We start from the raw sequence: 24,255 nt of genomic DNA, 5'->3' as shown, positions 1-24,255 counted from the left end.
TCGCGACGGGCGGAGCCGTCGGTCGACGATGACCAAAGTAGCCAGACGGCTCCGCCCGTCTGAGCTCAACCAACGCCCCCATCCTCGCAACAGACAATCGACTCGCAGTCTGTGCAGCCAATCGCTCTACCCGTCTAACTTCATCCAACGCCTGCTCACTCGCGACGGGCGGAGCCGTCGGTCGACGATGACCAAAGTAGCCAGACGGCTCCGCCCGTCTGAGCTCATCCAACGCCCCCAGCCTCGCGACAGGCAATCGACTAGCAGTCTGTGCAGCCAATCGCTCTACCCGTCTAACTTCATCCAACGCCTGCTCACTCACGACGGGCGGAGCCGTCGGTCGACGATGACCCAAAGTAGCCAGACGGCTCCGCCCGTCTGAGCTCATCCAACGCCCCCCATCCTCGCAACAGACAATCGACTCGCAGTCTGTGCAGCCAATCGCTCTACCCGTCTAACTTCATCCAACGCCTGCTCACTCACGACGGGCGGAGCCGTCGGTCGACTATCTATTCAGACTTCTGCGACAACGATTCCATGTAATCCAGTAACGAAGCGAATTCGTAGGTCGTGAATTCGTTCAATACTCCCGTCGGCATGACGGACACTTCGGATGTCTTGCGGAAATCGATCTCCTCTTTATCGATTGTGGTCTCCTTCCCGTTCTGGTCGCGGAGAGTGACCTGCTCGCTGCGTTCATTCGTAACGAACCCGGTGAACAGTTCTCCGTCAAGAGTCAGAATCGTGTTGGTCACGAACCCCTGGGCGATCGTCTTGCTCGGCTGCAACACGGCGACGGCGAGATCGGGGCGTTTGTAGGTTTTTGCGATACTGCCCAGGAACGGTCCCTTCTGCTTTTCGTCCTCCGACACGGTATGACAGGCGACGCAGTTGGCTTTGGTGAACACATACTTGCCTAGCTCCACATTGCCCTCAGTCCGAACCGCTTGGTCGGCCGCACTGTCGAGCGACAGCGTGCTGATCTTGACCGCATCGGAGGGGATCGACTCCTCAAGCAACGCGATCTCCTCAGGCGACCAAGTGGGCGCGGTTGGCTCGGGAGTTTCCGCCTCCGCGTCTCCGGCATCGTAAATCTCTTTGCCCAAGTAGTAATGCTTGCGGACCACATCGGCGGCAACCTGCGGATCGATTTCCGGCAAAGCTCGCTTCAATACACTGGCGATCTTCTCCGATTCGCTCCACGGCACCGGTTCGTAATAGGGCCCCCGCGTATCCGGACGCGTTCCCCACGAATCGCCTTTCCATTTCGCTTCCTGACTATGCAGGCGACACAGAGCGGCAACGATGCCTGTTTTCAGATCGTCATCCGCCTTGGCCAGCCGGCTGATCAAACCGTCGACAACCTCGGCCGTGTGCATCATCGCAAGGGCACGCAACAGCCCCTCGGTCGCGGCCGAACCACTCCTCGAATCCAAGGCGCCGAAACACTCGGCGGCGGCGTTCCGATCCGCGAGGCAGCGGATTGCGGTATGGACGACGACAGGGTCTGCATGCGACAGGGCCGAAACGCATTCCTGATCCGTCGCCTCGGTTTGTAGGTGCAGCAACAGATTCCGGGCGGGAGCGCGGTTCGCGATCGCACGGGTGAGCAACTGTTCGGACGCCGGGTTGCCTCGCCGCATCAACTCACGCTGCGCCGCGATCCGCCGCCGATAGCTGGGCGACTCCATCAACTCGGTCAGCTCATCGTCGCTGGCTGCCGAAAACTCGGGCATTGGCGGCGGCGTGAAATCGTCGGGACGCACACAGACGATGTAACCCACATCGGGTCCGCCCCAGTTGAACGTCGCCCCCATCCAGCTGGCGCAGTACACCCGGCTGTTGCCATCGACGTCGGCGTCCGTGGGGCGCGTCATTTTGATAAACGACTCGGGGGCCTCTGATTCTTGATAGCTCGCGCCACTGGGCGTGACGGTATGTCGATAGAGCGAACCGGTACCCCAATCTGCGGTGAAGGGAGCGTGGTTCCAGTCTCCAAATCCGGGTTCGTCGATGTAAACCGCACCGCAACCCGAACCGCCTCCGTAATCGGCAAGCGGTTGGACGCATTCGTCATTGAAGTTCTTGTAGAGCCGCGGGTAGCCGTGGTTCTCCATGCCGGTGAAGTGATGCAGACGCACGTCCCAGCCACCGCCATCGTTCGTATTGTCGCGAGCGAACATCTCCATCTCGGGACTGATCGCGACCTCGAGAATATTACGAGTGCCTGCGGAATAGATTTCGAGATCCGAGCCGTCCGGCCGGACCCGGATCACTCCACCGCCGCGATGAGTGAGTTTCGTTCCGTCACTACCAACGGCTTCGAGGAATCCGAAGTCACCGCCAGCGATGTACAGCCAACCGTCGGCGCCGAGGCTGAGCCCATTGGTGGTATGGTCGGCAGGTCGATCGGCGTAGTCAAACGCGAGCCCTTTGACCAAGGTCTTTTGTTCATCAGCGACACCATCGCCATCGTGGTCGAAAAACACGCTCAGGTTCGGCGGGTGCATCAGGTACAGCCGATCGTGATCCCATAGCAATCCGCGGGGGGCGTCGACTTCGCAGAAGACCTTTGTTTCGTCGGCGCGTCCGTCGCCATCAAGATCACGCAGCCGAATCACACGGCCCCGCTCGGGGTTGCGGCCGAGCGAACCGTTGCCGTCGGAACTGACATACAGGGTTCCATCGACGTCGGCGGCGACGAAAACCGGATAGTTCACCGCTGGCGGCGAGGCAAAGACGGTCGCGGTGAACCCGTCGGGGATACGCACATCACGGAGAATGTCGGCTTCCGCTTCAGCCGTCAGCTTCTCGATCCGGGGCGGCACGTTGCCCTGGTTCTGGTAGCGGTCAGCCGCCAGCGGTACGAACTCATTCGCGTCAGCCTTGGTGTCGGCGGGCCAGAGTGTGCCCAGGTCTTTGCCGATCAGGTTAACCTCCCGGATACTGCACCATTTGCCCACCGGGCCTCCGAGTCCATGAATCCGCACGAACTTGATCGCCGTATCCCCTGAGAGCGTCTTCGCCGACCGGTCGTTGGCGGTGTTCTCGGATTCATCGAGGAGGGTCGACCACGATTTACCGTCGTTGGATCCCTCGACGAGGTACCGGTAGGCGGCATTGCGGTCTTCCCACAAAACCCGGATCTGATCCATCCGCTGCGGTTGCTCAAATTCGAACTGCAACCACTGTGGGTAACTACCGCCATCGGCGCAGAATCGAGTATCTCGCTCACCATCGATCGCATGGTAGGCAGGATGCCCGTTTTGCGTGCTCGACGCCGTCATCTTCACCAGCGTCGCGTCGTCGGGAATCGTCCCGAGATCGGTCGCTTCGGGGGCTCGATATTTCTTTTGATCGATGAATGTTGTTTCGTTCTCGCCTTGGTAGGGCGTGAGGTATTCGTCGTTCAATTTGCCGCACGACCACAGCAACCCACGCGTGACGAGTTCGAGATAGCGAGGATCTTGCACCGTTTCCGTGTTGTGTCCGATCGTCGTTGAGAAGCTGCGGGCGCCTTGAGTCTCGTTCGTCCAGGCCACGATCGCTTCGTCGGTACGAGGATTGTTGCCACCGATCTTTTGTGTGCCAATCGCGAGCGGCTGTGCACCGAGGACTTTGACGTTGTTGTACAGTTCCTCACCGATCGTCGTCCAATCTTGGCACGTTTTTGTGATCGGATGGTTCGGAACAACGAAGTGAATGTCGATCGGCTCCTGCGGTCCGTGACCACTCGACTGGATGCCCAGATGGGCGAACCATGCGTCGGTTCCGGTCCGAAAGCTGTGCATGGCACAGTGCAGATGAACGGCTGGAAGCTTTTGATGGATCCCCACGATCCGGTTAACCAAAGCTTCGTCCTTGATGTCAGCGGCGCACTCATCGTGAATGATGACGTCGTAGTCCTCGGCCCAGTTGAGTTTGCGATACAGCGGCAGGATAGGTGCGGTCGTTGAATTATCGGTCCAGTACACGTCGACGCGGACGTTGGCCCGGGCTTGGATGCCCTCGGCAATCACGGACTGCTGCGAGGCGTAATCATGACAGCAACCCCCGGCGATCAAAAGCGCGTGGAGGGGCGGCGAGTCCGATTCGTCGGCCCTGGCCCGGCTCGGCGAGGAGAACGCGGACAAAGAAAGGATGGCGAGCAGCGCCGTAGAAAAAGGTCTCGTCATGATGACTTTGGCAAGATCGGTGGTGCGGGGGAGGGAGCGAGAGTGGGGAAGGGAGAGGCGACATCGTAGCGGGCCCCATCGGCCATCAGTTTGAACTGGCCCAGCAGTTCAGCAACTGGACTGAAACACCCGGCACTGGGTATGGGGCTTTTTCTCACGCCCAACTGTCCTTGGAGTGAGCTCGCTTACGAACATAGTGTATTTGCCGCAAACGACCTCGCACTGGGAAACTGCAGCGGCTGCGGGAAGGGCGACCGTCCGTAACCAGACGGCTCCGCCCGTCTGAGCTCCTCCCCCCAGTGCTTCCATGTGTCTGCCTTCTCGCGACGGGCGGAGCCGTCGGTCGACTCTGGAATCCCCACTGCCGCGAACCCGTCTGACGTCGCATTTGTCCGGGTTAGGGACTGTTTGGCGAAAGAATATGAAAAAAACGATTCCAGACAAGTTTTCCACCGCGGCAACGCCATCGCCGCGGCGATTTTGTAAGTCATCGCAGGACAGCACCTTACGACGACTCCGACACCACTTCGAACATTCCCACAGCGGCACGGGGGGAGCCGCAAGTCCCGCTGCACAGCCAACTTAGGACGTGAAAATAATTTTGATTGACACAGCCTCTGAAATGCATACCATTCTCCTCGTCGCCCACATGTAGTGCCTCGAGGGCATGGAAGCCACTACCGGTAGTGCTAGCAATTCGGATTGAGCCGATTTTGCCTAGTCTGCTCAGCCGCCGGTACCAATGGCCCGCCCCCCCTTTAATTCAGGGAAACGAAAAGCGGTGTGTCGTGTGCGTCGGCTGAATGATTTTGATGATTTGATGCTGAATCGTTATCGCTTTTTCTCCGTCCGCTGCAACATTCGATTCTGTTGAAAGAGATCGCAAGGATGTTTGCCGCAAGGATGCCTTCTTTCCGGAGCCTGTGACTTAACCATGTCCACTGTTTTGCCTACCCAGACCGATTCGAATGCTCGTTCCCGCACCACCGCTGGGGGAAAAGAGAACGCGAAGACCACGGCGAACGCGCCGCACAATGACCCGGCTCTGGAGAAGGTCGATTCGCAGCATGGCGTCGACTATGCGAGGACAAAGTTCAACGCAGCGCCCCGGGGCAAGCGGGCAGGTTTGAAGTTTGCGGCACAGTTCTGCCCTGATGACGGGCGAACCCCCTTTGCCACGACCGAGTGGGATTTGCGCAGTGCCACGATCAAGGACGAGACGGGACATGCTCTCTTTGAACAAAACGACTGTGAAATCCCATCGAGTTGGAGCCAGTTGGCGACCAACGTGGTCGTGTCGAAGTATTTCTACGGCGACCCGAACACCGAGGGCGAGCGAGAACGCAGTGTTCGTCAGTTGGTGCATCGCGTAACGCGTACGATCTCGGATTGGGGATTGGCAGACGGTTACTTTGACACCCCTGAAGACGGCGAACGTTTTTATCGTGATCTGACATGGTTGTGCCTGCACCAACACGGTGCATTCAATAGCCCCGTCTGGTTCAACGTTGGCTTGCACGCCCAGTACGGCGTGACCGGATCGAAGTGCAACTGGCACTGGGATGCGACGCAGCAGACGACCGCTCAACCAGAGAACCCCTATGAGTTCCCGCAGGGTTCGGCGTGTTTCATCCAGAGTGTCGATGACAACATGGAAGACATCATGCGGTTGGCCTGCAGCGAAGCGATGCTGTTCAAATTCGGCAGTGGAACCGGGACTGACCTTTCAACGATCCGCAGCCAGCGCGAGAAGCTTTCCGGCGGTGGCACCCCCTCGGGTCCGCTCTCGTTCATGCGGGTCTACGACTCGATCGCGGGCGTGGTGAAATCGGGCGGCAAGACACGGCGGGCAGCGAAAATGCAGTCCCTCAAGGTTTGGCACGCCGATATCCTTGAGTTCATCGAGTGCAAATGGGCAGAAGAGAAGAAGGCCCACGCCTTGATCCGCGAAGGCTACGAATCCAACTTCAACGGCGAAGCCTACAGCAGTGTCTGCTTCCAGAACGCGAACCTGTCGGTGCGTCTAACAGACGACTTCATGGAGACCGTCCGCCAGGGCGAACAGTGGCAAACACGCTGGATCACGGACAAACCGACCAATGCGGCGCCGAAGTACGACGCTAAAGAACTGCTCAACAAGATGGCTGAGTGCGCCTGGCACTGCGGTGACCCGGGCGTGCAGTACGACACCACGATTAACAAGTGGCATACCTGCCCCAACAGCGGCGCGATCAACGCATCGAACCCCTGCAGCGAGTACATGTTCCTCGACGACACGGCCTGCAATCTGTCGAGCATCAACTTGATGAAGTTCGTCGGATCCGACGGGAACTTCGATGTGGAGCGTTTCCGCGCCGCCGCTCGGACTTTCTTTATCGCCCAAGAGATTTTGGTCGATCACGCTAGCTACCCGACTGAGCCGATCGCTCGGAACAGCCACCTGTACCGCCCACTCGGCCTCGGATACTCCAATCTCGGCAGCGTGGTCATGACCTCGGGCTTGGCCTACGACAGCGATGCGGCCCGGGGTTTGTGCGGATCATTGACAGCCCTGTTGCATGGCGAAGCCAACCGCACCAGCGCCGAAATGGCTGCCGTGGTGGGGCCGTTTGAGGGTTATGCGGGCAACGAAAAGCCGATGAACCGGGTCATGCAGATGCACCGCGATGCCTGTGATGAAATCAACGACGACGGGCCACCGGAACTGAAAGCCGCTGCGACAGAGCTCTGGGACGAGGTGACTCAGATCGGCGAGAAGTACGGCTTCCGCAACGCCCAAGCCACCGTGCTGGCACCGACGGGCACGATCAGCTTCATGATGGATTGTGACACGACCGGCATCGAGCCGGATATCGCCTTGGTGAAGTACAAACAACTCGCCGGTGGCGGGATGCTTAAGATCGTCAACCAAACCGTCAAACTCGGCTTGAAGACTCTCGGCTACGATCAGATCGCGATCGACGAAATCCTGCAATACGTCGACGAGAACGACACGATCGAAGGTGCCCCAGGGCTCAAGGACGAACATCTCAGCGTGTTCGATTGCGCTTTCAAACCGGCCGGTGGCATCCGCAGTATTAGCTGGCGAGCCCACATCACGATGATGGCAGCGGCCCAGCCGTTCCTCTCCGGTGCCATCTCAAAAACCGTCAACATGCCGACCGACGTGACCCCGCAAGACATCGCCGATGCCTATTTCTGGGGCTGGGAACTGGGGCTCAAAGCGATCGCGATTTACCGTGACGGCAGCAAGCAGTCCCAACCGCTCAATACGAAACAGAATGACAGCGATGGCGCGGCCGTTGTCAAAATCGAGACCAAGACGATCGAGAAAATTGTCTACAAGCCGAGTCGTGAGCGGTTGCCTGACACCCGACAAAGCTTGACCCACAAATTCTCCATCGCGGGCCACGAAGGCTACCTCTGCGTGGGACTCTATCCCGACGGCCGCCCAGGTGAGATTTTCATCACGATGGCTAAAGAGGGTTCGACGATCGGCGGGATCATGGACAGCTTTGGTACCGCACTCTCGATCGCGCTGCAGTACGGTGTGCCACTCGATGTGATTGTCAACAAGTTCAGCCATACTCGGTTCGAGCCGATGGGACACACCACGAACAAAGACATCCGCATCGCCAAGAGCGTGGTGGATTACATCGCCCGATGGTTGGGTATCACGTTCATGTCCGGCCACGACCATGTCGCTCCGGCCTCGCCAGGCAACGGACCGGAAGTCGCAACGGGCAGCGAAGTATTGACCGGCGTCAAAGTCGAAAATGGCGTCGCTGCTCCAGCGAACCGAACGGCCTCCGGCGGCGGGCAGGAAACCAACGCGGTCATGCGGGAACTGAAAAACGACGCCAGCGCTGCCGTGGCAATCGCCGAACGCGCGATCATGATGGCAAGCATGAGTGGTACCAACGGCTCTCAGTCCGGTGCCGTTGAAGGCAATGGCGCCGCAGAGATCCATCGAGGTGGTCAAGCGGACCAGTTCTCTCGCTTCCAAACCGATGCACCGAGTTGTGACAACTGCGGTAGCATTACCGTCCGCAACGGCAACTGCTATCTCTGCCACAATTGCGGCAATTCGATGGGTTGTAGCTAGACTCGGAATCCACTGATTTTGAACGTCACTCTACTCGTCGGCTCGCAGAAACAGCTTGCCGACGGGTTGCCCTGGTTGCAACGATTCGCCGAAGTCTTGAAGGCTACCCCCAATGCGATTGTGTTGGGAACGGACCACCGCGCACTGGCCCGGAAAGTCGAATTGGAGATGCAGCGGCAAGGGAGTGACGCCACTCCGGTGGGACTCGTTACAGCGGAAGCCAATGCGGTCGTCGCGCAGCTGAGCACGAGTAAGTGCCGGCTGCTGGTGATGGTGGATGATGTCGACGACGATCGCTTGCAAGCAGCAATCTTCGAACGCTGCTGCATTGAAACGGTGTGGCTGAACGTCAAATCGACGCCGCCTGAAAGTGAGGATCACCTGTTCTCACTCGACGATGACCAGCACGCGACGGCTTGCTCGGTGGCCCGCAGGCTACTTGGGATTGCCCCGAGCTTACAGCTCGATCACGGATGGTTGCTCAACGCCCCCGAGATGTCCGACGGCGGTGCCGAACATGCTCTGCGATTGGAGCGAAAACGCTGCGACGAAGGCGATCTCATCTGCGTCCCCTTTGCCTCAGCTCCTTCCCGCGAACCGTACTATGAGCTGTCTCGGGCGTTGCTCAACCAATCCTCCAAAGCATCGGTTGCTCTAGTCAGTTCCAAACAGGGTTGGGAGCGATCCCTCCTCGCCCAACTGCGCTACTTGGCCAGCCATGTGGCAGAACCGATGGATCGCGATGCTCGCCTGGAACTGGCGCAGTCGTTGTCCGAAGGCTCTCAACCGAACTGGGAGTTTCTCGGATTGATCTCGGCGGCCGCCATGCTATCCGCCTTTGGATTGCTGCAGAATTCAGCCGCAGTGATCATCGGTGCGATGCTGATCGCGCCACTGATGACGCCGATCATGGGCGCGGGACTGGCGTTGGCTCAGGGCAATCGCCCCCTGTTTCAGACATCTTGCTTGACGATCGGGCTGGGGTTTGCCGGTGGTTTCGCGTCGAGTTTTCTATTCGGGTTGCTGGTTCGTCTCGTGCAAACCCCCGTTGTAACACCGGAGATGTGGAGTCGCTGCAATCCGTCGCCATTGGATTTTTGCGTCGGCCTGGTCGGCGGCATGGCTGCCTCGTACGCCCGCACCCGCAGCCATTTGTCATCGGCACTGGCGGGTGCGGCGATTGCCGCGGCGCTCGTCCCGCCAATCGCCACGGCGGGATTGCAAGCCGCATTCGGCATCTGGCACGAGACCGACCAGGGGTGGCCAGTATTCGGTCCCCTCCTGCTCGTCAGCGTCAACGTGTTGACGATCATGATCGGGACCTCCCTCGTCCTGTACGCGCGAGGTTTGCATGTTGTCTCCACGTCCCCAAGACAAGCAGAGGCCAAGTCCAATAGTAGCAAGTGGGCCACACGCGTGTTTGTGATGTTGCTGACCGTCGTGCTCATGGTACTGGTTTGGATGCTGCACCTGGAGCGATTGTTTCTCTAAACAATCGCACGATCAATAAGTGGCGAATTTCACAAGAGCTTTTCTGGCGTATCCGGTGGTGTTCGCTTGCACTCAAACCACCGGCCATTTTCTACCATCCGTGACGGGATACTTCTGGATATTGAACAGCTCGTTGCTTGGTCCAATACGACACTTATTCCTCCCCCGTTCCTAAAAAATCATGACGAGGTTTCGCTACTTTTCGGCGAAGTCACCGGCGAAAGATGTCACGGTTAATCACTTCCCAGTCGATGGTTGCAGGTGTGACTTTATCATCGTCAAAAACGTAGTGTCGCAGCAGCAACTCGGACGTTGCGGGTCGGACGCTGACGACGGTCGCATTGATGTGAATCTTCGCAGGCGAGCGGATATCAAACCGCATTTTGGGGATGACACCTGCTACGGTTCCTGCATCGATGACGACCGATTGCTCGTAGACACGTCGGTTTTCGATGCTATCGGGTGGTTGCTGTTGGGGCGGTTCCACCGAAATAACTTTGGCAGTGATCGATTCCATGTTGAGATATCGTTGAAAACCCAGGGGCAACTCCGGCGGTCCCTCTGCCGGCTTTTTCTCGTCGCCAATCCGCAACAGAAAGAACCCGTGTCCATCTTCGCGAGGTTCATCCCCCGACGCCCATGCTCCACAGAATGACAGGATGTCCTCAGGCGGGATCAAATAGACACGCTCCTCCCAGTGCACAATTAGATAACTCGACGGTCGATCTCTGGCGAAGGAGTAATGAGAGGAATTCTCAGCGAGTGGTGTCGTGATCTGGATCACTCCATTGGCTTGGCGAAAAGCGGCATGCCAAATCGCTGCCTTGCCGACACAACCTTGGTTGCTCTCGCTGAGCTCTCCTTTCGCCGTGAGCGTGACCACGCGGTTGGTCCCCAAACCGTCGCCTTCGTAGTACTGTCCCGCCCAAGGATGTTGCTGGCGTGCGAGGGCGTCGGCGAAGAGATGAGGGGGCAACTCGGTGTAGTACATCGCTGAGGGGTCGATGCCTTGAGCATCGAGCCGAGCGATATAACGACGGGTTCCGGGGCGGTGGGTCAACCATGGCAGAACAACCAACCAGATGCCAGCGATGAGTGCTGAGATCACGAGCAAACGACGCACACCCCGATGGTCCTTCATTCATCGCCCGCCGTTTCTTCATAAATCGGCAAGTGCCGATAGTAGACCTCGAGATTGAGCAGGTTCATAGCGGAGACGTAGAGCCGCCCACCGTGCGGAGACCAGCGATCGGGAACAGGAAACTCGGGGTCCCAGCTCCCTGTTTGGGGACCACGTTTGATCTGGCTATCAATCAGCACAGGAGTGAGGTACCCGCTCCATGTTTTCCAATAATCGCCGCCCATGTGAAACATGACCTGGGTGGCATAATACCAGTAATAGGTATCGCGTAACTGTTCCTCGCGGGTGCCAATTCTCGGAGGATGTTCGAGAATATAATCGGCCGCCGACTGCATGTCGGGATTCTCACGACTCCATCCCGAGTACATCCGCATCAGAATTCCAACGGAGGTCATTGTCGGGGTGGGCAGACGCCCATGAACTTGTTGCGGCGTGTCCGGTGCGAAGGGATTGTAGACGTAACGATCGAGTCGCGCGGGGCCGAGTTTGGCGAGGCTCAACCAGCGGTCGATGCCTTCGTAGACATCCGGTGAAACATTCAATCCCGACAGCTCGCCACTCTTGACGGCCATCATCATCCATCCGGTTACCGATGTGTCGCTGCTAACCTGCGGCGTGTATCGCCAACCACCACGGCGGCGATGCTGAGTCGCAGCGATGTAGTCGATGCACTGTTGGGCGGGCTCCTTGAGCTCGGGGTCCTGTGTCATCCCATAGGCTTCGCATAGCGCCAACGACGCGATCCCGTGCGAATACAGGGCCACGTTCTGATTGCTGGTGGGGTCTTCGAGGCGATACAGGTCACCGTTGGACTTTTGATGCTTGAGCAAAAACTTCAAGCCCTTGGCAACGACCGACGCGTACTGATGCTGTCGGTGGGTGTAACCGGCGCCTTGGAAGGCGAGCAAGCACATGCCGGTGGCGGCGGTATCGCTCCGCAGAACGACTTCCTCACCATGGCCTTGGAGTGACCAACTGCCGTCCTCCTGCTGAGTGGACGCGAGGTAGGCCAACCCCAGCTCGATCGCTTCCTCGGTTTCTGGCCCCACCATCCCTGCGGGCGCCGGAGCTGCGCCGCCTTTGGTGCGTTGGACACGGCGACTGAATTGCTCCACGGCCGCGATGGCGGTTCCCGCGGGCGTGATCGGCCCGCCTACCTGGCGACGTTTCCGCCGTTGTCGAGAGAGGTCCATGGACGCCATCTCGGTGGGTTCGTCCGACGGCAACATACCTGCATTCTCGGCAAACTCTCGCGCCAAACCGACCTCGCCTTGGGGGGCGATGAGATCCAAGATCGGATCCGATGTCACTGCCAAATCGGGCATTCCCTCGGTCTCCCCCGACGCCTTACCCTGTCGCGGTGTCTGGCTCATGGACCGCTCGGCGAGATCGTCGCTCGAAGGCCCGGCAGCCTCCGATTCACCGGTGGCGTCGGCTAGCATCTCGGCGATCGCGCCGATGCTAGGAGCATCACCGACGGCTTGCCCTTGTCCGGATCGCCCGCGGCGGCGTGTCGAACGGGGCCGGCTTCGCTCGGTCGGATCGAGCGAGGGCTCGGGGCGCCCCGCCATCGACGCCATCTCGCTGCGTTGCGGCAGATTGCCTGCGGTAACCTCTGGTTGCGCCGTCGCGGCAGGCACGGTGGACTGCGCAGCGGCGGCTGAGAGCTGAGCACCGACGGCATCGCTGCGCCGTTGGATGGGAGTGTCGGTCGGAGCAACCATCCGCTCAGCACTCACATCAAGCCTCGCGACCGCGACCGCAGGAGGAGCAGGCGCCGATCCAGCAGGAGGTGCCTGATCGGGGCGGCGGCGTTGACTGCGTTGGCGTGATAACCCAGACGTCCCTACCTGAGGCATCGCATCGGCGAGCTGACGGATCGCGGGCGTGGGCGAAGGAGCAGCCTCTCTCTGCGGCAGATCCGGGGCGGCCGCCGCCATCGATGTCGTGGGATTGGTCCGCGGCCGGTCCGATCGCGCAGCGGCCGAAGCTCGATCTGCCTGCGCTACCTCATCGTTCGGCAGCGGAACGCTCTGGACTCTGGGAGCCTCTGGGGATGCTTCCGTTGGCATCGTTGGCGTTTCTCGCTGGATCCGTTGACGCGCTAGTTTGGAGGGGGCCTCAGCAGGTTTGGGCTCGGACGATTCCGGCTCGGGTCGCTGCATCAAGAATTTCTGCGGCGACGGTGTGGGCTGCTCTCGCGGCTTGGGCATCTCGAGCTGCGGCGCCGAACGCGACAGCGGGGGCATCTGACGGTCCTCCCGCGGCACGACTCTCGATGTCGTCTCGGTATCCACCGGTCGAGACCAATCCGGCGTCACCGTTTCGGTCTCTTCCGGTTTCTCAAAAAGATACTCGGGAACGGTTTTGCGGATGGGCGAACGCTCGCGTTTGACGCCTGCAAAGGCTTCGGGGAAATAATGCGGAAAGATGACCAACTGCACCGCTAAGATCAGCAACAGCAGATGCACAATCGTGCTGAAAAGAAACCCAACCTGAATCGACTTCTTCACAAACTGGGACGCGACGAAGTGCAGTCCTACCGAGAGCACGATCGTGATCAACGGCACCGCAATGAGATAAGCCCAGCGATTATGGAGAATACGCGGGTCGTCAAACGACAGGTACTTCCAGACGATATACAGCACCAGTCCCGCCAGTGCGGCCATCCCAACGTCCAACGGCCACATCGGCTCGCTCACCTCGTCCTCGACATCATCGATGTGGAAGAGCGGATTCGCAGGCGCCGGTGGATGGGAGGGGTGCGGTTTGGGCTCGTTGGGAGACACGGGGTTCCTAGAACAGTATCGAAGCGAGGCTTAACTCTTTTCGCAGTGAGCCGAAACGCGTTAGCGACCGGGTGGGCGTCGCTACCCGGGGCTTCACAGCACTCGGCTCACTATTGCGGCGCCCATGTCGATTGAATCTATCGCCCGGCTAGCCGCCAGGCAGATCTTGGGTTGTCACGGAATAGTCACTCACGCCGGTGCGATTGCAAACATCCATCACGCTGACGACAGGCTGGAAGCTGCTCATTTGATCGGCACGAATCACAACGGTTTGGTTGGTTGGATTACTCGCCACCGCTTCCTCAAGCAGTGTTTCGAATTCAGCCAAAGGCGTCTCTTCTCCATGCAAGTAAATCTTTCCCTCCTCGTCGATATCGACGACGATTTCTCGCGGCTTGCTCGTCATCGGCACCGCGCTGGTCGCTGATGGTAGAACGATATCGAGCTGCCGTTCTTCGTCCTCAAACTCGCTCGTGACGAGAAAAAAGATCAGCAGCAAGAACACGACATCGATCAATGGCGTCAGGCTGAGCGTTCCGGCAATGTTTGATTTTTTGAGTTCAATAGCCATCGGCTGGTACCTAAGAACCTTCGAGAACGAGGCCTGCCCCATTCCCAGGACTCGAGAGAATATCTTTTGAGGGAGTGGATCTGATGAAAGGTCTGTGTTGAGGAGGATCTTTCCCAAGATCCATTACGAAACATTGATTGGTGACGCGGCACCTAGGAGGGAGAGGCGACGGGTGGCGGGGTGGGAATGTTTCCCCTGCCCCGTGATTTTTGCTGCGCGGGTTCGTTGGATTGGACGGGCGGTGGCGCCCCTTCGATCGCACGCAGGTGCCCGTCGTAATCCAGTCGCGACCGGCCAGTAAATCTCGCCAATCCGGGGGCGATCCCAAAAGCCAGTTCTTCGATTCGGTGAAAGAGCTTAACGATTCGGTTCTCTAAATACTGCGCGAGAATGGCGGCGGGAATCGCAACGATCAGCCCTGCCAGCGTCGTTACCAGGGCTGTGTAGATGCCCTCGGACAACTGCTCACTACGGCTGCGATCGGCCGTCAGATTGCTCGACTCGTGAAAGGCCACAATCATCCCCCACACCGTCCCGAGCAAACCCATTAATGGGGTCGCCGCAGCAGCCAGTGTGAGCCATCGCACGGGCGCGGCGTATCGATCCGCTTCACGCTGGATCGTCTCGTTGGCAGTTCGCTCGATATCACCGAGCGGTTGACCGGTGCGCATCAACATGGACATCACCACACGCGCCGCAGGGGAACGATTCTGGTGACAGATCCCCCAGGCCACTGGTGGGGAAAATTGATCTGGCGTCAGAGCGAGATCGGCGAGTTGTCTGGACATCGACTTCGGTATGATCTTGCTCGTTCGCAGTGATAGCGTTCGCTCCACAGCCAGGGTCACGACCAGCATGCTCATTAACCCGATCGGGGCCATGAACCAACCACCTCGCGAGATCAGTGAGTACAAATCGATTCCCGACGGTCCTTCCCCGTCACCCGCCACCGGCTCGGGTACTTCATTGATAATCGATTCAATCTCCGCAGAGTCGATCATCTCCGGCCCATTCTCAACGCTCGCCGATTGTGCCGATGCTGTGGTCAGATGCAACAGAGGAAGCGATGAGGCGGCGACGATCCATCCGACCCAAGCCAGGGTGAGCACGTGGGTCCAGCCTCGGGCGACAGAGAATCGCCGAACGGGGCTGTCGTTGAGCGGAGAGAAACGCATACTCGAACTTTCAGTTGCGACGCGGGATCGTTGGAGGAGTCAATTTTAACAACGGACAGGCCAAACTGTCGAACGGGGCGCGGTCAAGCGACAGCGACGCGAAACCTCTCGATCGGTTCGAAAGTTTTCACCGAGCCAATGCCGCCAGTCACCCCAAAGCCTCTATTTTCACGCAAAACTTCATCGAGCCTATGCTGAGGAATGGATCAGCCTCGGATCGCTTGCAACCGCTCCTTTGCTTGAACCGCCAACTCATGGTCCGCATGTTTGTCGATGACATATTGGTAAAATCGGGTGGCAAAACCGCGTGCTTTTGATTTCGCAGAACCGGTCTTGGCAATATCGAACAATGACTCGGCGCATCGGCCAGCTTCGAAAGCGCTCTTGCCTTGCCAGTTTTTAATCTCCGCGGGTGCCTGTTCCGCTCCAAAACCGTACATCACGCGTTGGAATTCGGGAATTGCCTTGGCGTATTCCTTTTGGGCAAAATAGATCTCTCCCATCATGAACCGGGCCCGCGCCGCCACGGCGTTGCGGTAGTTATCAGCGACTTCGCCATAGAGCTGCAAGGCCCGCTCGTCCTGGCCCGTTTGCTGATAGGCAAAACCGGTCTCATAGAACACCTGTGAGAGATAGGTCGTTGCCGGGAATCGTTCCCGCAGCTCGTCATACCATTGGATCGCGGCTTGCCAATCCTCGATCTGAGCGGCACTCTGACCACCGTGCAGGAGTGTGAGTTCCCGCACCTGCCGCTCAGCTTCGTCGCGTACTGTCTTCGAAGTATCATCGTCGGCGACGATTTTCTCACGCGCTTTGGTGTAAGCCTTCAAAGCCTCTTCAAACTGATTCTGCTTAAACCGCGACTCCCCAACCATCATCATCGCGTCGAGAATCAACGGCCCATCGGAGGCGCTGCGATACTGCCGGACAAAGGCGGCTTCGGCGCCGGGATAGTCACCTGACTTGAAGAGAGACCACCCCATGCGGTACAGGGATTTCTCAAGCAGCTCGTTGTCGCTCGTGGCTGCTTGCGATTCCGGACCAGCGGCAATTGCAAAAGACTTCGCCGCAGCCTGCCATTGTTCTTCGCCGTATTGTCGTTGACCGAGGAAGTACGCCGCTTCGCTGATCATTGGATTGTCAGGATAGCTTGCGATCAGATCCTCGAACTGTTCCATCGCAGCATCGGCTTCACCGGCTTCTTTGAGCGACCAACCGAGTTCATAGATCACGTTGCCCATCTCAGGATAGGCGGGGACTTCCTCCACGATCCGCCGCAGACTGGCGGCGGCCGGCCCAGGGAGGTTTTGGTTTTGCTGGACGAGTGCGAGCTCATACAGGGCATGGCCGAGTCGCTCGCCCTCGGGCATGGTTGCGAGAAAGCGTTTGAGATCACTGGCTGCCTGGTCATACCGCTCGAGGCTCCGATAGGTGATGCCGCGGGCTAACAACGCGTCATCGAAAATCGGGTGCTGGGGAAAGTCATCGATCACTCGGCTGAGCGTTTCGGCCGCCTGGGCATGCTCGTGCAAGGACATTTGGGCCCAACCCTTGCCATAGAGAGCAAAGGGTCGCAGGGCCGGATCACGACCAGACTCGATGACAGGATCAAACTGCTTGATCGCGGCTTTATAATTCTCCTCACCGCTAGCGAGTTGCCCCAACTGGTAGCGTGCCTGATCGGCTGACTGGGTTTCCGGAGCGGTGCTGATCAGTTCACGCCACTTCTTCGTGGCGGCTTCGCGGTTGCCCGCTGCCATTTCGGCTTTCCCCGACAAGAGCAGCGCCTCGTCGCCTTGCGCACCATCGGGGCTCGCATCACGGCTGGCTTGAAACGATATCGCCGCCGCCGCTGCGTCGCCTGTCTTCAACTCGGCTTGCCCAGCCAACATCAGGGCATCGGCTTTCTCCGATGGCTCTTCAAACTCAGCGAGATTCTGTTGGATCATCTCGGCGGCCTTCGCCGGCTCGTCGGCGGCTTGCAGCGCGATGGCGCTGCGCATTATCCACTGCGCCCTTTGGCGATTTTCTCGGTAGACTGGGTTCTCGATCAACTCGCGATAGGCATCGACCGCTGCAGTGGGTTTTCCCGAGAGCAGATTGGCTTCGGCCCCAATGAACGCGGCGTCGGGTGCCAGAGGATTGCTCGCGTAGCGATCCGCAAAATCACTTGCCAGCTCCAGGGCGCGGTCGTGACGGCCTAACTGCAGCGCCGTGTAGGCGGCGTTGTAGACCGCCCGAGGAGCCAGAGGCGATTCGGAATGATCACTGGCCACGGCCTCGAACGACGAGAGCGCCTCGTCGAGCTTGTCTTGCTGATACGAAAGAGCTTCCGCTGCATCGAGCTGCAGCGCGACGGCGTACTCTCCCTCCGTGCCTCGTGCCAACTGCTGCGACGCGATTTCAAACGCGGACTCTGCCGCCGCTTGCGCCTCAGACGAACCAGCACTTGATCGTGAGACCTTGGATAACGCGATACGCACCAGCCAGTGAGCCGCTTCGGTCGAGGCAACACGATCGTCACCTTCGAGCACAGCGCGAAACTTCTCGGCCGCCCGGTCGCTCTGCCCCGCCTGGTAGTAAGACTGGGCCGCCGCGAGCCTCGATGCTGGCACGAAGCGTGACGTGGGAAATGTCTCGATCAATCGCTCGTAGCCCTGGGCCGCCTCGTTCGGTTTGCTCAGCCGCGCTTCGCAGAAAGCCAGGCGGAACATCGCCAAAGCTTTATCGTCGTCGATCGATAGCCCATCCGACTCATCGATTACCGTTTGCAATAGCGGGATAGCGTCACGGAATTGCTGGTGGAGGATTTTCAAATCAGCGAGCCGCAACTGCACATCGACGACGAAATCCGAATCGGCGCAGGCCTGCAAGAGCTGTTGGTAGGACTTGGCGGCGGCGTCGTTCTCGCCAGCCTCCTCCTGCGCCACGCCGAGTGCGTAGAGCGAATCGCAATGCAGCGACGATTTCTCGGCACCGTCCATCTGTAGCAGTTGGCGATAATACCCGATCGCCTGTTTCAAATTGCCCATCGTGTAGGCGACCTCACCACTATAAAAGAAGGCTCGGTCGCGATACTTCGAGTCCGGGGATTCCTCTAACAGTTGCTGATATGTCTTCAGTGACTCACCGAGCAGTTCCCTGTCCGGTGTATTGCCTTGCGTCGCTTCGGCGTAGAGACACCAAGCTCGATTGGACAAACTTTCTTGACGCAGTTCGTACTTTTCGGTTTGGAGAGCGACCCGAAATGCGTTTGCAGCATCGGTGAGGTCTGGCGGATCGGTGCTCATGTAGCACACACCGAGGTAGTGAGCCGCCTTGGGGGCGAGTGAGTGCTGAGGAAATTTCTTCAGAAACTCCTTCCAGCTGTCGATCGCCAACTCCGTCACACCGTTGGTTTGAAAGTTGGCAGCGTCGGCGTAGATCGCCACCGCCGCCGCATCCGACTCGGAATCTCCTCTGTCCTGAGCCCCGACTTCGATCGCCGTCGCGAACGAGGCGAGAATTAAAATGACGAGCAGAATTGGACAGGATCGGCTCATGCTAGGTTGGCACCGGTTGAGAGATTTCGAAGGAATTCGCAACGATTGCTGTGTTTTCTAATCAAGGTGGCGTAGTCCCAGCGAATCGCTATCCACGCACGCCGACATAGGCCATCCGCAACGCGTGCAGGGCTTCGCTGAGCATCTGGGATTCATCGTCGCTGAGGTTGCCCTTGGTTTTCCCGTCGAGCATTTCGAGCATGTCGATGCTGTGCTTGGCCATCGCCTTGTCCACGCTGGTCTTGCCATCGATCGGATTGGGCATTTGCCCCAAGGCGCTAATCGCTTGCGTGAAGAGCATCGACACCAAGACCTCGAAACTCGGCTCTGGCATCGCCCGTTGCCCTGCAGCACCGGCCTCGGTGGCCTCACCAACAGCAACGTCGTCTGCCGCTCCGCCCGTGCCAGTTTCATCGCTGGCGTCAGCGGTTTCATCGGCCGGGGTTGTTGCGGCCTCGATCTCCGGCGCAGCTGCTGCCTCGGCAGCCGCTGCTTTCTCTTTCTCGACTTGCTCTTTCCAGTCCGAATCCACAATGATCTTCGGTGCGGATTCAGGCTCTTGTTTGTTGTCCCTAGGGGAGGATTCGTCCGTCATCTTAAGTTGACACCTTGGCTGCGTGTACTTGGGTTTCGTCAGCGACTCGTTTTTGACGCCGATGGATAGCGGCGGCAATGAAATCCGCAAACAGCGGATGAGCGGCCAACGGTTTACTCTTGAATTCAGGGTGGAACTGGGCCGCGAGGAACCACGGATGGGCGGGAATCTCAACGATCTCGACCAAGCTACCGTCGGGGCTCTGTCCTGAGAACTGCATCCCGGCGGTTTCGAATGCTTCGCGGTATTTATTATTAAACTCGTAGCGATGGCGATGCCGCTCGGCGACCGCTTCGACTCCATAGGCCGCGTGAGCGTGCGAACCGGGTGTCAGCCGGGCCGGCTGGCTGCCCAACCGCATCGTGCCACCGAGCTGCGTCACGTTCTGTTGCTCGTCGAGTAAGCAGATTACCGGGTGCATTGTATCCTTATCAAACTCCGACGAGTGGGCACCCTCGTAACCCATGATATTGCGGGCATACTCGATCACGGCGAGCTGCATTCCAAGGCAGATTCCGAAGAAGGGAATCTCTCGCTCGCGAGCGAACTGGATCGCTTGCACCTTGCCCTCGACACCGCGTTCGCCGAACCCACCGGGCACCACGATGCCGTGGTAGCCTGACAGCAATCGCTCGGCTCCTTCGCGCTCGATATCGGCGCTCTGGATGCGGCCAATGCGAATCTGAGCATCGTGCTGCATCCCGGCATGGTCAATCGACTCGTAGATCGACTTGTACGCGTCCTTGTGCTCGGCGTACTTACCCACGACAGCGATAGCCAGCTCGTGTTTGGGGTTCCGCAGGCGGTGCAGCAGATCCGTCCACGGCGTGATATCGAGGTTGCCCGCGGTCAGGCCGAGCTTCTCGACAACGAGTTCGTCCATTTTGTTGTCGACCAACGAAATGGGGACCTCGTAAATCGAGAAGTCCTTGTCCTTCTCCTCGATCACCGCCTCTGTTTTCACGTTGCAGAACAGGGCGATTTTTTCGCGATCTTCGCGGCTGATGCTGCGTTCGCAGCGGCACACCAAAATATCTGGTTGGATACCGATCTCGCGAAGCTGGCCGACGGAGTGCTGGGTCGGCTTCGTCTTCAGCTCGTCGGCGGCTTTCAAGTACGGCACCAACGTCAGGTGCATGTACAAGCAGTTCTCGCGGCCCACGTCGAGCGAGAATTGCCGGATCGCTTCGAGGAAGGGCAGACTCTCGATATCGCCGACGGTGCCGCCGATTTCGGTGATCACCACGTCGACATCGTCGCCGCCCATGCGTTTGATCACACGCTTGATCTCATTAGTCACGTGCGGGATGACTTGAACGGTCTTGCCGAGGAACTGCCCTTTGCGTTCCTTTTCGATCACCGACAGGTAAATCTGGCCGGTGGTGTAGTTGCAATCCCGGTCGAGTTTCCCCTCGGTGAATCGCTCGTAATGGCCCAGATCGAGGTCGGTTTCCGAACCGTCATCGAGCACGTACACCTCACCGTGTTGGTAAGGGCTCATCGTGCCGGGGTCGACATTGATGTACGGATCGAGCTTTTGCATGCGGACGCGAAGGCCTCGGCGTTCGAGCAACATGCCGATCGAGGCGCTGGTGAGCCCCTTGCCGAGAGAACTAACGACGCCGCCGGTAACGAAGATATGTTTGGTCATGGGAATTGATGATACCGGACAACGGGAAACGTGAAAGACTCATTGTCCCCCATACCACACACCTCGCAACCACTGGTGCCGTCGCAACCGTTGCAATGCCTGCGGTGTGAAATTGGGCAACCCCACCGAGGCCACGTTATCCGCCGCCTGGCGTGGGTTCCGCATCCCCACAATCACGGTACTAACGGCTTCATGCGACCCCGCGAACTTGATCGCCGCTGCGGGCAGAGAGTAATCCTCGGCCACACCGAGTTCCTCGAGATCGGCAGCAATTTCCTTGACCCGAGCCGCCGTCCGCTGCATCCGATCGCCGCCAAAGTAGGTACTGCGAAAATCGTCGGCAGGAAACTCGTGATCGGCCGCATATTTCCCCGTCAATCCACCCTCATCGAGCGACACCCGCACGATCACGCCCGTCCCTGTCTCGGCGGCAACCGGCAGCAATTGAGCGGCAGGCTCCTGCTCAAACAAATTGAAGATGATCTGGACGACATCGACCAAGCCATCTCGCATCAGCTGCACGACACAGTTTTGGTCCTGCTCGGGGGTGCAGATCCCGATTTTGCGAATCTTCCCCTCTTCGCGAAGCTTCTGCAGGACGAGCAAGGGCTGCGGGTCGTCGTTCCAAGCCCGTGTCCAGGTATGTAGCTGCAACAGATCAAGACAATCGGTCTTCAAATTCCGCAGACGTTCTTCGACGTTGGCCCGGATGTAGGCCGCCGAATAGCGATCTTGCCAGCGACAGTAGGGGCTCGGTGGCCACGGCCCCGCACTCGGTGGTGTTTTCGTCGCCACGTGAATCGTTTCCCGGACCGCTGCGGGCAAGTCGGCCAACATCGTGCCAATCACATTCTCACTGCGACCATCGCCGTAGCCCGGCGCGGTGTCGATAAAGTTGACGCCCGATTCGATCGCTTTTTCCAACGCAGCAACCGATTCGGAATCGTCTTGAACACCCCACTGGCCGCCCAGCGCCCAGCCACCGAATCCAAGCACCGAGACCGGGAACCCATCTCGGCCCAGCGTATTTTGAGGGAGCGAATTTTTCAAAGAAACGGATGCCATGGCAGTCAGTACTAGCAATTGGGACGGAAACGAGCCGAAACCACTAAACTAACAATTGCCGCCCAACCGGCACAGTCCTCTGTGAAGTGCGAGCAATCCAGGGACCTGCGCCTGAATCAAAGGCTGACACCACCGGCAGGGGATGTGTCGGCCTCCGGCCTGAAGAGCACTATTCGCCCAAAACCCCGCAGCCCAGCGGGCGGCACACCCATTGCCGGTGGTGTCAACCACCGACGACGAATACCTCAAAATTCCCTACAGCCCGGCGGGCGTTTCAACGCGATTGCAGTTCTGCCACGATCGGGCGATGGTCCGAGGCGACTGGCTCATCGATCACGTCGACGTTCTCAAATTTCCATTTGGATTTCGGGGCGGCAAAGATGAAATCAATTTCAATCGAGGGTTTGTTCGATGAAAACGTCAGATGATCATCGGCGGGTTTTTGGGCTTCGAGTGCGCGATCGCGGAATAGTTGGACGGTGGCAGATTGTGGCCGATCATTGAAGTCGCCCATGAGGACATAGGACGTCGTCAAGGAGTCCAGGTACTCGCTCAGCTTCTGAGCTTGCGACAATCGAAAGCTATCGTCTTTGACCCAATCGAAATGCACGTCGACCACCGTCAACGCGTCGCCATTGGGCAGCTCCACCTCAACGGCTAACGCTACACGAGGCTCATTGCCTTGTGGCAGCCGCACGACGTCGGTCTTCACAATCGGATACCGGCTCAACACGGCGAGTCCATACTGACCACCGTCGTAATCCATGAATGCCCCAAATGCGCTCTGCATGCCTAATCGCTTTGCCAGATCCGCGGGTTGATCAACTCCCTCGCTACGCTGCGTGCCCCTGTCGACTTCTTGCAGAGCGACCAGGTCGGGCTGCAGTTTACGAATGACTTCTGCCGTACGTGCCAAATCCAGTTTGCCGTCGTTTCCGAGCCCGTGTTTGATGTTGTACGACACGACCCGGTGGGCCGGCGATGCATCCTCGGCTTGAAGGGTCAGCGGAGTCACAGTCGCGATGGCCGCGACAACGATTGCCAGCGAAAAACGAAGCGATTTCATAGGAGTCAGTCTCAGGTAGAGGGGGCGAAAAACGAGAGTTCATTGCCTGCATGAGCAGGCGCGGCTGTCCGAGTTGTGGAGCACGGGCTGGTCCGAGTATCAGCGACCTCGGCCATTGGAGGGAACGTTTAGATTAGGTCGCGGAGGCTGTTCAAGGCGAGCGGTTCTTTGGTGGCAAAGGGCTCGCCGTAGCGCCGATTGATTATCCGGCCCCAGTGCTCGCCCTCATGCCGAATGCGGTCGAGCAGTGTCGGCGGTGCGGTCGGACGCCCGGTCACCATCTGGCTGTCAAAGGCGCGGACAGCCTCCATCTTGCGTTCCCACTGTTCAGTGATATCGACAATCCACGCGGGTTCGACGGCGAGCCGCAAGTGGATGCAGAAATAGTAGTACAGCCGCTCGGGATGATGTCGCGGCCCCGGCATATCCGTTTTGCTTAACTTCGCATGAAACCGAGCCGCTTCGGTGAGTGCGGTCGCTGCGATGTGGTCGGGGTGCGCGTCATGGTAGTAGGGAGCGAACAACCAGCGTGGGCGGAGGCAGCGCACGTAGCTGGCGATCCGCTCTCGGGCTTCGAGCGTGTTTTCGAGTCCGCGGTTGACCAGCCCCGCGTTGCCACGCCACGTTAACTTCATCACCGAAGTGGCAGCAGCCGTTTCGCGAATGCGAGTCTCCATGCTGCCATAGGGTGTCGGCTCACCCGATGTGAGGTCGAGCACGCCCACTCGCATGCCCTGATCGATCATCCGCATGATCGTGCCACCCATCCCGAGTTCGGCATCGTCGGGATGCGGCGCAACGACGAGAAAATCCAGTGGCTCGATCTCGTCGGGGTTGGGAAATTCGCTCGGCGTGAGAGTGTTGATCATTACGCTTTTCAGGGGCTGGG

13 protein-coding genes are annotated in these 24,255 nt (G+C 58.8%); 2 read left to right on the top strand and 11 right to left on the bottom strand.

Features of this window, described 5'->3' with window-relative positions:
- Positions 1 to 509: 509 nt before the first annotated feature.
- Positions 510 to 4,175: a DUF7133 domain-containing protein gene (locus CA85_RS05480; protein ID WP_246112531.1), complete on the bottom strand. Its 3,666-nt coding sequence runs from the start codon at positions 4,173 to 4,175 to the stop codon at positions 510 to 512.
- Positions 4,176 to 5,109: 934 nt separating this feature from the next.
- Here CA85_RS05480 and CA85_RS05475 point away from each other — a divergent pair.
- Both CA85_RS05475 and CA85_RS05470 read left to right on the top strand, forming a co-directional pair.
- The gene (locus CA85_RS05475; protein ID WP_146390270.1) at positions 5,110 to 8,280 is read left to right on the top strand and encodes a vitamin B12-dependent ribonucleotide reductase; all 3,171 of its coding nucleotides are present in this window, start codon (positions 5,110 to 5,112) and stop codon (positions 8,278 to 8,280) included.
- A gap of 18 nt (positions 8,281 to 8,298) precedes the next feature.
- Positions 8,299 to 9,771, top strand: a complete 1,473-nt coding sequence (locus CA85_RS05470) for a DUF389 domain-containing protein (protein WP_146390269.1) — start codon at positions 8,299 to 8,301, stop codon at positions 9,769 to 9,771.
- Positions 9,772 to 9,982: 211 nt separating this feature from the next.
- Here the strand turns inward: CA85_RS05470 and CA85_RS24745 are convergent, their stop codons facing one another.
- The 10 genes from CA85_RS24745 to bshB1 form a co-directional block, all read right to left on the bottom strand.
- On the bottom strand, positions 9,983 to 10,912 hold the full coding sequence (locus tag CA85_RS24745) for a hypothetical protein (RefSeq protein ID WP_186774759.1): 930 nt from the start codon (positions 10,910 to 10,912) through the stop codon (positions 9,983 to 9,985).
- The gene (locus tag CA85_RS05460) at positions 10,909 to 13,602 is read right to left on the bottom strand and encodes a prenyltransferase/squalene oxidase repeat-containing protein (protein WP_146390454.1); all 2,694 of its coding nucleotides are present in this window, start codon (positions 13,600 to 13,602) and stop codon (positions 10,909 to 10,911) included. Before CA85_RS05460 ends, CA85_RS24745 begins: the two co-directional genes overlap by 4 nt.
- Before the next feature lie 247 nt (positions 13,603 to 13,849).
- Entirely contained in the window at positions 13,850 to 14,272 is a 423-nt protein-coding gene (locus tag CA85_RS05455) for an ExbD/TolR family protein (protein ID WP_146390268.1), read from the bottom strand.
- Positions 14,273 to 14,424: 152 nt separating this feature from the next.
- Complete coding sequence (locus CA85_RS05450; RefSeq protein WP_146390267.1) at positions 14,425 to 15,447, bottom strand: MotA/TolQ/ExbB proton channel family protein; 1,023 nt, start codon at positions 15,445 to 15,447, stop codon at positions 14,425 to 14,427.
- A gap of 206 nt (positions 15,448 to 15,653) precedes the next feature.
- Positions 15,654 to 18,989, bottom strand: a complete 3,336-nt coding sequence (locus tag CA85_RS05445) for a tetratricopeptide repeat protein (protein WP_146390266.1) — start codon at positions 18,987 to 18,989, stop codon at positions 15,654 to 15,656.
- Between the two features lie 88 nt (positions 18,990 to 19,077).
- The gene (locus CA85_RS05440) at positions 19,078 to 19,584 is read right to left on the bottom strand and encodes a DUF1844 domain-containing protein (protein WP_146390265.1); all 507 of its coding nucleotides are present in this window, start codon (positions 19,582 to 19,584) and stop codon (positions 19,078 to 19,080) included.
- A gap of 1 nt (position 19,585) precedes the next feature.
- On the bottom strand, positions 19,586 to 21,235 hold the full coding sequence (locus tag CA85_RS05435; protein WP_146390264.1) for a CTP synthase: 1,650 nt from the start codon (positions 21,233 to 21,235) through the stop codon (positions 19,586 to 19,588).
- A 39-nt stretch (positions 21,236 to 21,274) separates the two neighbouring features.
- On the bottom strand, positions 21,275 to 22,285 hold the full coding sequence (locus CA85_RS05430) for an aldo/keto reductase (protein ID WP_246112530.1): 1,011 nt from the start codon (positions 22,283 to 22,285) through the stop codon (positions 21,275 to 21,277).
- Between the two features lie 289 nt (positions 22,286 to 22,574).
- Positions 22,575 to 23,366, bottom strand: coding sequence for an endonuclease/exonuclease/phosphatase family protein (locus tag CA85_RS05425; protein ID WP_146390262.1), 792 nt, complete (start codon positions 23,364 to 23,366; stop codon positions 22,575 to 22,577).
- A 128-nt stretch (positions 23,367 to 23,494) separates the two neighbouring features.
- A complete protein-coding gene (gene bshB1, locus CA85_RS05420; protein WP_146390261.1) occupies positions 23,495 to 24,235 on the bottom strand; it encodes a bacillithiol biosynthesis deacetylase BshB1 in 741 nt (246 codons plus the stop codon).
- Positions 24,236 to 24,255 lie beyond the last annotated feature (20 nt).

It is taken from the genome of Allorhodopirellula solitaria (genome assembly GCF_007859855.1).
Classification (GTDB): Bacteria; Planctomycetota; Planctomycetia; order Pirellulales; family Pirellulaceae; genus Rhodopirellula; species Rhodopirellula solitaria.
Note: the sequence above shows the minus strand (reverse complement) of the source record. Positions and strands in the feature narration are given on the sequence as shown.

Coding starts and splice junctions, on each gene's coding strand:
- CA85_RS05480 (WP_246112531.1), bottom strand. CDS start 4,175: ATGACGAGACCTTTTTCTACGGCGCTGCTCGCCATCCTTTCTTTGTCC.
- CA85_RS05475 (WP_146390270.1), top strand. CDS start 5,110: ATGTCCACTGTTTTGCCTACCCAGACCGATTCGAATGCTCGTTCCCGC.
- CA85_RS24745 (WP_186774759.1), bottom strand. CDS start 10,912: ATGAAGGACCATCGGGGTGTGCGTCGTTTGCTCGTGATCTCAGCACTC.
- CA85_RS05460 (WP_146390454.1), bottom strand. CDS start 13,602: ATGTGGCCGTTGGACGTTGGGATGGCCGCACTGGCGGGACTGGTGCTG.
- CA85_RS05455 (WP_146390268.1), bottom strand. CDS start 14,272: ATGGCTATTGAACTCAAAAAATCAAACATTGCCGGAACGCTCAGCCTG.
- CA85_RS05450 (WP_146390267.1), bottom strand. CDS start 15,447: ATGCGTTTCTCTCCGCTCAACGACAGCCCCGTTCGGCGATTCTCTGTC.
- CA85_RS05445 (WP_146390266.1), bottom strand. CDS start 18,989: ATGAGCCGATCCTGTCCAATTCTGCTCGTCATTTTAATTCTCGCCTCG.
- CA85_RS05440 (WP_146390265.1), bottom strand. CDS start 19,584: ATGACGGACGAATCCTCCCCTAGGGACAACAAACAAGAGCCTGAATCC.
- CA85_RS05435 (WP_146390264.1), bottom strand. CDS start 21,235: ATGACCAAACATATCTTCGTTACCGGCGGCGTCGTTAGTTCTCTCGGC.
- CA85_RS05425 (WP_146390262.1), bottom strand. CDS start 23,366: ATGAAATCGCTTCGTTTTTCGCTGGCAATCGTTGTCGCGGCCATCGCG.
- bshB1 (WP_146390261.1), bottom strand. CDS start 24,235: ATGATCAACACTCTCACGCCGAGCGAATTTCCCAACCCCGACGAGATC.